The organism is Nonomuraea sp. NPDC049725, assembly GCF_040674795.1.
GTDB lineage: Bacteria > Actinomycetota > Actinomycetes > Streptosporangiales > Streptosporangiaceae > Nonomuraea > Nonomuraea ceibae.
In genome coordinates, this window is sequence record NZ_JBFANJ010000029.1 from 1 (window position 1) to 9,372 (window position 9,372).

Here is a 9,372-nt window from a genome sequence, read left to right on the forward strand (position 1 = left end):
GGATGCCAAGCCGTTCAGGTGGACCAAGACCGCTGACCAGATCCTCGATCGCATCTGCCGCTACTGCGACCGAATCTCAAAACCAGCTCACTAGGAGACGAACACCGCGAGCGGCTTGGCCAGCCTGCCCTGCTCCTCCACCAGCGCCAGCAACTCCCCGTCGGGCCCGAACATGCCGATCGGCCCCTTGCCCAGGCCCGCCGCCGGCAGCCGGCCGCCGTGCCGCACCACGCGCGCCTCCTCGGGCGTCACGTCCCGGCGCGGGAACGCCGCCGCGACCGCCTCGCCGATCGGCAGCACCACGCACTCCTCCGTGAGCTGCTCGATCGTCCTGGCCCCGCTCAGGTCGTACGGGCCCACCCGGGTGCGGCGCAGCGCCGTCAGGTGGCCGCCGACGCCGAGCCCGGCGCCCAGGTCACGGGCCAGCGCCCGGATGTACGTGCCGGACGAGCAGCGGATCGTGGCGTCCACGTCCACCAGGTCGTCCTTCACCCGGACGTCGGTGACCTCGAAGCCGTGCACCGTCACCGGCCGCGCCTTCAGCTCCACGTCCTCACCGGCGCGCGCCAGCTTGTAGGCGCGCTGCCCGTCCACCTTGATCGCGCTCACCTGGGGCGGGATCTGCATGATCTCCCCCGTGAGCGCGGCGACGCCCTCGTGGACGGCCTCCGGCGTCACGCCCGACGCCGAAGCCGTCGCCGTCACCAGTCCCTCGGCGTCGTCGGTGTTGGTGGTGACGCCCAGCCGGATCGTGGCCTCGTACACCTTCTCCGTCAGCGCCAGGTGCCCGAGCAGGCGGGTCGCCTTCTCCACGCCCACCACCAGCACGCCCGTCGCCATCGGGTCGAGCGTGCCCGCGTGGCCGACGCGGCGGGTGCCCGCCAGGCGGCGCAGCTTGGCCACCACGTCGTGCGACGTCCACTCGGCCGGCTTGTTCACGATGATCAGGCCACTTTCGGCCATCACGCCTCTCTCAGCAGTTCCCGGAACTTCGCCACGGTCTCCTCGACACTGTCGTGCGAGGTGAACCCTGCCGCGTTGTGATGACCGCCGCCGCCCAGCGCGGCGCAGACCGCCGCCACGTCGACGCGGCCCTTCGACCTCGTCGACACCTGCCAGGCCCCCTGGTCGTCCTCTTTCAGCACCGCCGCCACCTCCGCCTCGTCGGTGCGGCGGATCACGTCGATCAGCCCTTCGAGCTCGGAGTACGGCAGGCCGCGGGCCGCCCGGTCGACCCGGGTGACGTACGTCCACACCAGGCCGTCGTCGAGCACCACCCGGTCGAGCGCGGCGGCCATCACCTTGAGATAGCCGAACGGGGAGCGGTCCCACAGCTCCCTGGCGATCTCGTCGGTGTGCAGCCCGGTCGCCACCAGCCGCGCCGCCATCTCGTGCGCGGCGGGCGTCGTCGAGGAGTGACGGAACGACCCGGTGTCGGTCACCAGCCCCGTGTAGAGGCAGGTGGCGATGTCACGGTCGAGCGACCCGCCCAAGCGGTAGATCAGCTGCTCGGCCAGCATCGCCGTCGCCGGGGCGCCCGGGTCGATCAGGTCAAGGGTGCCGAACCCGTCGTTGGACGGATGGTGGTCGACCACGATGAGCTGGTGCGCCCGCCTGACGCTCTCGCCGAGCAGCCCCAGCCGGGCGACCGACGGAGAGTCGAAGGTGATCATCAGCTCGGGCTCGGCCGGGTAGTCCGCCGGCGGCACCAGCATCTCCTGCCCTGGCACGAACCTCAGCAGCCTCGGCACCGTGAAGTCGTGATCGCCGAACGAGGCCGCCACGCGCTTGCCCATCGACCGCAGCACGAAGCCCACGGCCAGCATGGACCCGAGCGCGTCACCGTCGGGCGACACGTGGCAGGCCAGCGCGATGTCCTCGGTCTGCGAGATGAGCTGGACGGCGCGCCGCCACGCCGACTCGGGCACCGGCGAGCTCGCCGGCTGCGCCGTGTCGGCGTAGACGCGGGGCGGGCGGTCCAGCCTGTCGCGCACGTCGGGTGTCACGCCGCGGGTCCCGCCTGCTCGTCGTCCTCCTCATCGGGCTTGCGATAGGGGTCGGCCTCGCCCGCGTAGGCGGCGCCCGCCGCCTTCGCCGCCACCTCGGCGTCCCGCGCCCGCGCCGCGTTGATCAGGTCGTCGAGCTGGCGGGCGCTGTCGGGCAGCGGGTCGTGCCGGAACGTGAGCGTCGGGGTGAAGCGGACGCCCGTCTGGCGGCCCACCTCGGAGCGGATGATGCCCTTGGCGCTCTCCAGCGCGGCCGCGCTGTCGGCGCGCTCGGCGTCGGAGCCGAACACCGTGTAGAACACCGTCGCCTCACGCAGGTCGGCGGTGATCCGCGTGTCGGTCACGGTGACGAAGCCCAGGCGCGGGTCCTTGATCCGGCGCTCCAGCATCTCGGCGACGATCTGCTGGATGCGATCGGCGAGCTTGCGCGCTCGTGCGGCATCCACCATGTTCGCTCCCCCCTCACGCACGACGGGGCGGCCGTCGTGCTGTCGTTCACTCTTCGTCGTTGTAGAGCCGCTGCCTGGCCGACAGCAGCTCGATCTCGGGGCGGAAGGCCACCAGCCGCTCGCAGGAGTCCATCACCTCTTTGCAGTTACCCGCTGAGGCGGAGACCACCGCTATGCCGACCTCGGCCCTGCGGTGCAGGTCGTGATGGCCGGTCTCGGCCACGGCGACACCAGGAAAGCGCCGCTGGAGCTCGGCGACCAGAGGCCGCACGACAGATCGCTTCTGCTTCAGCGAATGCACGTCGCCGAGCAGGATGTCCAGGGTAAGCGCACCCACATACATCGTTGGCAAACGCCGCTTGTGCTGGTGTCCTGAGCACGCCCGGCCTGGTGCGGCGGCAACCCTGCCCAGGCGTGCGGAAGGCGCCCGGCGGATGGTCCGCCGGGCGCCCGGCCACGGGTCAGGCCCGCGGCTTCTCCCGCATCTCGAACGTCTCGATGACGTCGTCGACCCTGATGTCGTTGTAGCCGACCCCGATGCCGCACTCGAAGCCCTCACGGACCTCGGTCGCGTCATCCTTGAAGCGGCGCAGCGACGACACGGTCAGGTTGTCCGCGACGACGACGCCGTCGCGGATGATCCGGGCCTTGCTGTTGCGCACGATCAGACCGGAGCGGACCAGCGAACCGGCGACATTGCCGATCTTCGGCACCTTGAAGACCTCGCGGACTTCGGCGGTGCCCATCTGGACCTCTTCGAACTCGGGCTTGAGCATGCCCTTGAGGGCCGCCTCGATCTCCTCGATCGCCTGGTAGATGACCGAGTAGTAGCGGATGTCGACGCCCTCGCGCTCGGCCAGGTCGCGGGCCCGGGGCTCGGGCCGGACGTTGAAGCCGATGATGACCGCGTTGTCGTCGGCGACGGCCAGGTTGACGTCGTACTCGGTGATCGCGCCGACCGCGCGGTGCAGGACACGGAGCCTGACCTCGTCGCCGACGTCGATCTTGAGCAGGGCGTCTTCCAGGGCCTCCACCGAACCGGACACGTCACCCTTGATGATGAGCTTGAGCTCGTCGACACGACCCTTCTCAAGGTCGCTGAACAGCTCTTCGAGGGTGCGGCGACGGCTCGACTTGGCCATGTCGGCGCTGCGCTTGCGCGCCGCGCGCTGCTGGGCGATCTGCCGGGCCATCCGGTCGTCGGTGACCACGATGAAGTTGTCACCGGCGCTCGGCACCGCCGTCAGACCCATGACCAGGACCGGACGCGACGGCGTGGCCTCGTCGACCGCGTCGCCGTTGTCGTCGAGCATCGCCCGGACGCGGCCGAAGGCCTCGCCACAGACGATCGAGTCGCCGACGCGCAGCGTGCCGCGCTGGACCAGGACGGTCGCGACAGGGCCGCGGCCCTTGTCGAGGTGAGCCTCGATCGCGATGCCCTGAGCGTCCATCGTCGGGTTGGCCCGCAGGTCGAGCTCGGCGTCGGCGGTCAGCAGGATCGCCTCGAGCAGAGCCTCGATGCCGGTGCCGTTCTTCGCCGAGATGTCGACGAACATGGTCGAGCCACCGTACTCCTCGGCCACCAGGCCGTACTCGGTGAGCTGGGCACGGACCTTGTTCGGGTCGGCGCCCTCCTTGTCGACCTTGTTCACCGCGACCACGATCGGCACGTCGGCCGCCTGGGCGTGGTTGAGAGCCTCGATCGTCTGAGGCTTCACACCGTCGTCGGCCGCGACCACCAGCACCGCGATGTCGGTGGACTTGGCGCCTCGGGCACGCATGGCGGTGAACGCCTCGTGACCCGGGGTGTCGATGAAGGTGACCCGGCGCTCTTCGCCCTCGTGCTCGGTGGAGACCTGGTAGGCACCGATGTGCTGGGTGATGCCGCCGGCCTCGCGCGCCGCCACGTTGGTCTTGCGGATGGCGTCGAGCAGCTTCGTCTTACCGTGGTCGACGTGACCCATGACGGTCACGACCGGCGGACGCGGGGCCAGGTCGGCCTCGTCGCCCTCGTCCTCGCCGAACTCGATGTCGAAGGCCTCGAGAAGCTCGCGGTCCTCCTCCTCCGGGCTGACGACCTGGATGTTGTAGTCGAGCTCGGCGCCGAGGAGCTGCAGCGTCTCCTCGTTGACCGACTGGGTCGCCGTCACCATCTCGCCGAGGTGCAGCATGATCTGCACGAGCGAGGCGGGGTTGGCGCCGATGCGGTCGGCGAAGTCGGACAGCGAGGCGCCGCGCGGCAGCCTGATCGTCGCGCCGTTGCCACGGGCGACCTGCACACCGCCGATCGCCGGAGCCGACATGTTGTCGAACTCCTGGCGCCTCTGACGCTTGGACTTGCGGCCACGCGCCGGACGGCCACCGGGACGCCCGAAGGCTCCCGCCGTGCCGCCGCCACGACCACGGCCACCGCCGCCGGGACGACCGCCGAAGCCGCCGCCACCGGGACCGCCGGTGCCCGTGCGCTGACCGGTGCCGCCGCCACCCGGGCGTCCGGCGAAACCGCCGCCGCCACCGGGACGACCGCCACCGCCGCCACCCGGACGGCCACCGCCGCCACCGGGACGGCCGCCGCCACCGCCGCCACCGCCCGGACGGCCACCGCCGCCGGGACCGGCAGGACGGCCCTGCGGCATCATCATCGGGTTGGGACGCGGCCCACCCGGACGCGGGCCACCGGCGCCGGGACCCGGACGCGGACCCGCCGCACCGGGCGGACCCGGACGGGGGCCGGGCGCCGGCCTGGCGTCGCCGCCCGCGCCGCGGTTCTGCGGCGGACGCGGGATCGCGCCGTCACGCGGCGGACCCTCACGACGCTCACGCGGGCCGCGGTCGCCGCCCTCACGGTTGCCGCCGGGACGCGGCGGACGGGACTGGCCCATGCCGCTGGCGTTCGACGAGAACGGGTTGTTGCCCGGACGCGGGCCACGCGGACCCGGCTTGGGGCCGGGACCGGGGCGCGGGCCGCCACCGGCCGGAGCACCCGGACGCGGGGCCTGACCGCCGCCGCCACCACCGGACGGCGTGCCCGGACGCGGCGCCGGACCGGGCTTGGGACCCGGACGGGCGGCAGGGCCCGGACGCGGGCCCGGGGCCGGCGGACGGGTGCCGCTGTCGAAGCGCGCCTGCGGCGCACCCGACGTCTCGCCGCGCGCGGCCTCAGGCTGCTCCTGCTGCTGCGGCGGCTGTTGCTGCTGCTGGGGCATAGGAACCGACGGACGCGGCGTGCCGCCGCCCGCGGGACCCGGACGGGGACCCGGCTTGGGAGCCGGACCCGGACGCGGACCTGGAGCAGGCGCCTGCGGGGCGCCGTTGCCTGCCTGGCCGTCAGCCGGCCGAGGCGCAGCCTTCGGCGGCTGCGGCCTGTTGGACGACGAACCGCCGCCTCTGGAGGGCCCACCCTTCGATGCGCCCAGAGCTTCGGTGAGCCTGCGGACGACCGGCGCCTCGATGGTCGAGGACGCCGAACGGACGAACTCTCCCATTTCCTGGAGCTTGGCCATCACGACCTTGCTCTCTACGCCGAACTCCTTAGCGAGCTCGTATACCCGGACCTTCGCCACTGCACTCCCTTACTCGGCCCGGGAGGCTGGCTGTGCCGTCCGGACCGTCGCTACCTTGACGTCTTCATCGCCGCGTGCTCATCAGGCGCTCATAGCAATCTGACTCCGCCCCATCAACTCGGCGTCCTACATGACATGTGGTTCTCCTTCTAGGTGCGCCCGCACTCGCGAGACGTCAAGCGGCCCCAGCACGCGAAACGCGCGCGGGAACGCTCGGCGACGCTCGGCGAGCTCAAGACAGCTCACGGACAGGTGCAGCGATGCGCCCCGGCCGGGAAGCCGTCCTCGCAGGTCAGGGACCACCTGGTCCTCGACCCGCACCAAACGGAGCAGCTCGGACTTTGCCGTGCGAACCCTGCAGCCCACACAGGTGCGCTGTGGGGCCGCGTGGCAACCATATTCCAGCTTACCGTGTCGACGCATCTACGGAACCGGCGGCATCCTCGGCTTGGGTGTCGGGACGGATGTCGATCCGCCAGCCCGTCAGCCGCGCGGCCAGGCGGGCGTTCTGCCCCTCCTTGCCGATGGCCAGCGAGAGCTGGTAGTCGGGCACGATGACCCGCGCCACCCGTCCGTCGAGATCGAGAACCTCGACGTGGGAAACACGGGCGGGAGACAGGGCATTCCCCACGAACTCCCCCGGGTCCTCCGACCAGTCGATGATGTCGATCTTCTCGCCGTGCAGCTCGGTCATCACGTTGCGCACCCGCGACCCCATCGGGCCGATGCAGGCGCCCTTCGCGTTGACCCCCGGCTTGCGGGACCGTACAGCGATCTTGGTGCGGTGGCCGGCCTCGCGCGCCACCGCGGCGATCTCCACGGTGCCGTCGGCGATCTCCGGCACCTCCAGCGCGAACAGCTTCTTCACCAGGCCGGGATGCGTGCGCGACAGCGTGACCGACGGGCCCTTGTGACCCTTCTTCACCTGCACCACGTAGGCGCGGATGCGCTCGCCGTGGCCGTACTCCTCACCCGGGACCTGCTCGTGCGCGGGCAGCACGGCCTCGATCTTGCCGAGGTCGACCAGCACCACGCGCGGGTCCTTGCCCTGCTGGATCACGCCCGAGACCAGCTCGCCCTCACGGCTGGCGAACTCGCCGAAGTTGATCTCGTCCTCGGCGTCACGCAGCTGCTGCAGGATGACCTGCTTGGCGGTGGTCGCCGCGATCCGGCTGAAGTTGCCAGGAGTGTCGTCGAACTCCCGGACGATCTCGCCGTCGTCGTCGAGCTCCGCCGCCCAGATCGTCACGTGACCGCTCGCGCGGTCGAGCTCGGCCCGCGCCTTGGGAGCCGCGCCGTCCGTGCGGAAGTACGCGATCAGCAGCGCGTCCTCGATCGCCTTGACGACCAGGTCGAAGGAGATGTCCTTCTCCCGCTCCAGGCTGCGCAGGACGCTCATGTCGATGTCCACGAGGCTTCCCCCTTAGCCTTCGTCGCCGTCGACGTCGTCGATCCGGCGGAACTCCACCTGCACCCTGCCCCGGGTGAGGTCCTGATAGTCGAGCCTGCGGCCGGCTCCTTCGACGTCGAGGTCGACACCGCTGTCGTCGGCGGCCACGACCCTGCCCTCGACCACCGTGCCGTCGCGCAGCTCGGCCTTCACCAGCCGCTTGGCCGCCCGCCGCCAGTGGCGCGGCTCCGTCAGCGGCCGGTCGACGCCCGGCGAGGACACCTCGAGCGTGTAGGCCGACTGGCCCATGGTGTCGTCCTCGTCGAGGGCCGCGGACACCGCCTGGCTCACGTCGGCCACGTCGTCGAGGCTCACGCCGCCGTCACGGTCGACGACCACGCGCAGCAGCTTGCGCTTCCCGGCCTGCGTGACCGTCACGTCCTCGAGATCGAGGCCCTCCGCGCCGACCACGGGCTCCAGGAGCTTCATCAGGTGGTCGCGGGGTGATGCGCTGCCCATATCGACCTCCCCTATTGTCATGTCTCAGCCGGGCGGACCTCGCCCCTGGCTCTCCCGTCGTCTGGCCGCTCAGCCAGCGACGACAGTTGACACCCTATCTGTAGGAAGGGGCGGAGGAAGCGTCACTCGGCACGGCTCGCGCCTGACCGCGAGCGGGGGTACGAGCCCGTACGATGCTTTCTTGCGGTCCGTAACACTGGAGGTCCCTGCCCGTGCGCCAGCCACACCTCTCCCGGCGCACCGCGCTGGCGGCCGGAGCGGTCGTCCTGGCGCTCGCCGGGTGCAGCGCACCGCGCGAGGCCGGCCCGCCGTCGCAGGCGCCGGACACCCCTGACCAAGCGCTTGCCCGCGTGCTCATGGCCGAGAAGCAGCGGACGATCTCCCTGTACGCGGCGATGATCGCCAAGGGGTCCGCCAAGCTCGTCCCGTACCGGCAGCGCCACGAGGCCCACCTGGCCGAGCTCCGCCGCCGCTTCCCCGCCCTCCGCCCGGCCGCCACCGGGACCGCTTCGCCGGGCCCCACCGCTTCCTCTCCGGCCACGCCGACGCCGCCGAAGGTGACGCTGTCGCAGCTGCGCGGCATCGAACGCAAGGCCGCCGCCGCCCGGCCCCGCCAGATCGCCGGCGTCACGCCGTCGCTCGCCCAGCTCGTCGCCAGCATCGGCGCCTGCGAGGCCCTCCACGCCCGCACCTCCGTCAAGGCCCCCGCCCCGCCGGCCGCCGCCGGCACCACCAGCGCCGCCGACCTCGGCAAGCTCCGCAAGACGCTCGCCGCCGAGCACGCGGCCATCTTCGCGTACGGGGTGCTCGGCGCCCGCACCACCGGCCCCCTGCGCACCCGCCTCGCCGGCAACTTCGACGCCCACCGCGAGCGGCGCGACGAACTGCGCGTCCTCATCACCGCCCGCGGCGACCGGCCCGTCGAGCCCGAGGCCTCCTACGCCCTCCCGTCGGTCCCCTCCAGCGCCACGGCCGCCACCCGGCTCGCCGGGCAGGTGGAGTCCGGCCTCATGGCCGCCTACCTGGAGCTGACGGCCGCCACGGACGCCGGCCTGCGCCAGTACGGGGCCACGGCCATGCAGGAGGCGGCGGTCCGCGCCCACGCCTTCACCCCGGCCACGACGCCCTTCCCCGGCCTGCCCGCCCCCGCCACCCCGCCCCCACCTGCCACGGCCACCGCCACCCCAAGCGGCTGACCCCCCGCCTTTACGCGCCCCGTCACCCTCGCGCCCCCATCCCCCGTGGACGGTGGGCCGGTGCCGGACGTGCCCCATCCCTCAAGGGCGGGCAGTCCGGTGCCGTACGCGCCCCCGAAGCGCCGTACGCGTTGCGCCGGACTCCGCCGTCCCCCTCCCCGCCGCACCGGCGCCCGGGAAGGGGCGAACGGGCGCGCTCACCAACCCCGCCACGGCGGGACGGCGCCGCACGCGCCCCATCCCTCAAGG

General features: G+C 72.2%; 9 protein-coding genes. 1 reads left to right on the forward strand and 8 read right to left on the reverse strand.

Annotation, left to right across the window (positions count from 1 at the left end; genetic code table 11):
- Positions 1-90 precede the first annotated feature (90 nt).
- The 8 genes from truB to rimP all read right to left on the reverse strand — a co-directional run bounded on the left by truB (position 91) and on the right by rimP (position 7,927).
- Positions 91-963: a tRNA pseudouridine(55) synthase TruB gene (gene truB / locus AB0J53_RS43030; RefSeq protein ID WP_364183589.1), complete on the reverse strand. Its 873-nt coding sequence runs from the start codon at positions 961-963 to the stop codon at positions 91-93.
- Positions 963-2,006, reverse strand: a complete 1,044-nt coding sequence (locus AB0J53_RS43035; RefSeq protein WP_219503545.1) for a bifunctional oligoribonuclease/PAP phosphatase NrnA — start codon at positions 2,004-2,006, stop codon at positions 963-965. The genes truB and AB0J53_RS43035 overlap by 1 nt, the downstream gene beginning before the upstream one ends.
- Complete coding sequence (rbfA, locus tag AB0J53_RS43040) at positions 2,003-2,455, reverse strand: 30S ribosome-binding factor RbfA (protein WP_219503564.1); 453 nt, start codon at positions 2,453-2,455, stop codon at positions 2,003-2,005. The genes AB0J53_RS43035 and rbfA overlap by 4 nt, the downstream gene beginning before the upstream one ends.
- 46 nt (positions 2,456-2,501) lie before the next feature.
- Positions 2,502-2,798 (reverse strand): DUF503 domain-containing protein, encoded by a 297-nt coding sequence (locus tag AB0J53_RS43045; protein WP_219503616.1) that lies wholly within the window; start codon positions 2,796-2,798, stop codon positions 2,502-2,504.
- 118 nt (positions 2,799-2,916) lie between these two features.
- On the reverse strand, positions 2,917-6,018 hold the full coding sequence (gene infB / locus AB0J53_RS43050; RefSeq protein ID WP_364183593.1) for a translation initiation factor IF-2: 3,102 nt from the start codon (positions 6,016-6,018) through the stop codon (positions 2,917-2,919).
- Positions 6,019-6,144: 126 nt separating this feature from the next.
- Entirely contained in the window at positions 6,145-6,441 is a 297-nt protein-coding gene (locus AB0J53_RS43055; protein ID WP_219503585.1) for a YlxR family protein, read from the reverse strand.
- Positions 6,425-7,429 carry a transcription termination factor NusA gene (gene nusA, locus AB0J53_RS43060; protein WP_308125700.1) on the reverse strand — a complete coding sequence of 335 codons (1,005 nt, stop codon included), beginning with the start codon at positions 7,427-7,429 and terminating at the stop codon, positions 6,425-6,427. Before nusA ends, AB0J53_RS43055 begins: the two co-directional genes overlap by 17 nt.
- A 12-nt stretch (positions 7,430-7,441) precedes the next feature.
- The gene (gene rimP, locus AB0J53_RS43065) at positions 7,442-7,927 is read right to left on the reverse strand and encodes a ribosome maturation factor RimP (protein ID WP_364183596.1); all 486 of its coding nucleotides are present in this window, start codon (positions 7,925-7,927) and stop codon (positions 7,442-7,444) included.
- Positions 7,928-8,139: 212 nt separating this feature from the next.
- Between rimP and AB0J53_RS43070 the strand changes: the two genes are divergently transcribed.
- Positions 8,140-9,123, forward strand: a complete 984-nt coding sequence (locus tag AB0J53_RS43070) for a ferritin-like domain-containing protein (RefSeq protein ID WP_364183598.1) — start codon at positions 8,140-8,142, stop codon at positions 9,121-9,123.
- The last annotated feature ends 249 nt before the right edge of the window (positions 9,124-9,372 follow it).

What these genes read in the sequence shown, in the direction of transcription:
- rimP (WP_364183596.1), bottom strand. Translation starts at nt 7,927, where the DNA reads ATGGGCAGCGCATCACCCCGCGACCACCTGATGAAGCTCCTGGAGCCC.
- rbfA (WP_219503564.1), bottom strand. Translation starts at nt 2,455, where the DNA reads ATGGTGGATGCCGCACGAGCGCGCAAGCTCGCCGATCGCATCCAGCAG.
- truB (WP_364183589.1), bottom strand. Translation starts at nt 963, where the DNA reads ATGGCCGAAAGTGGCCTGATCATCGTGAACAAGCCGGCCGAGTGGACG.
- AB0J53_RS43045 (WP_219503616.1), bottom strand. Translation starts at nt 2,798, where the DNA reads ATGTATGTGGGTGCGCTTACCCTGGACATCCTGCTCGGCGACGTGCAT.
- AB0J53_RS43055 (WP_219503585.1), bottom strand. Translation starts at nt 6,441, where the DNA reads ATGCGTCGACACGGTAAGCTGGAATATGGTTGCCACGCGGCCCCACAG.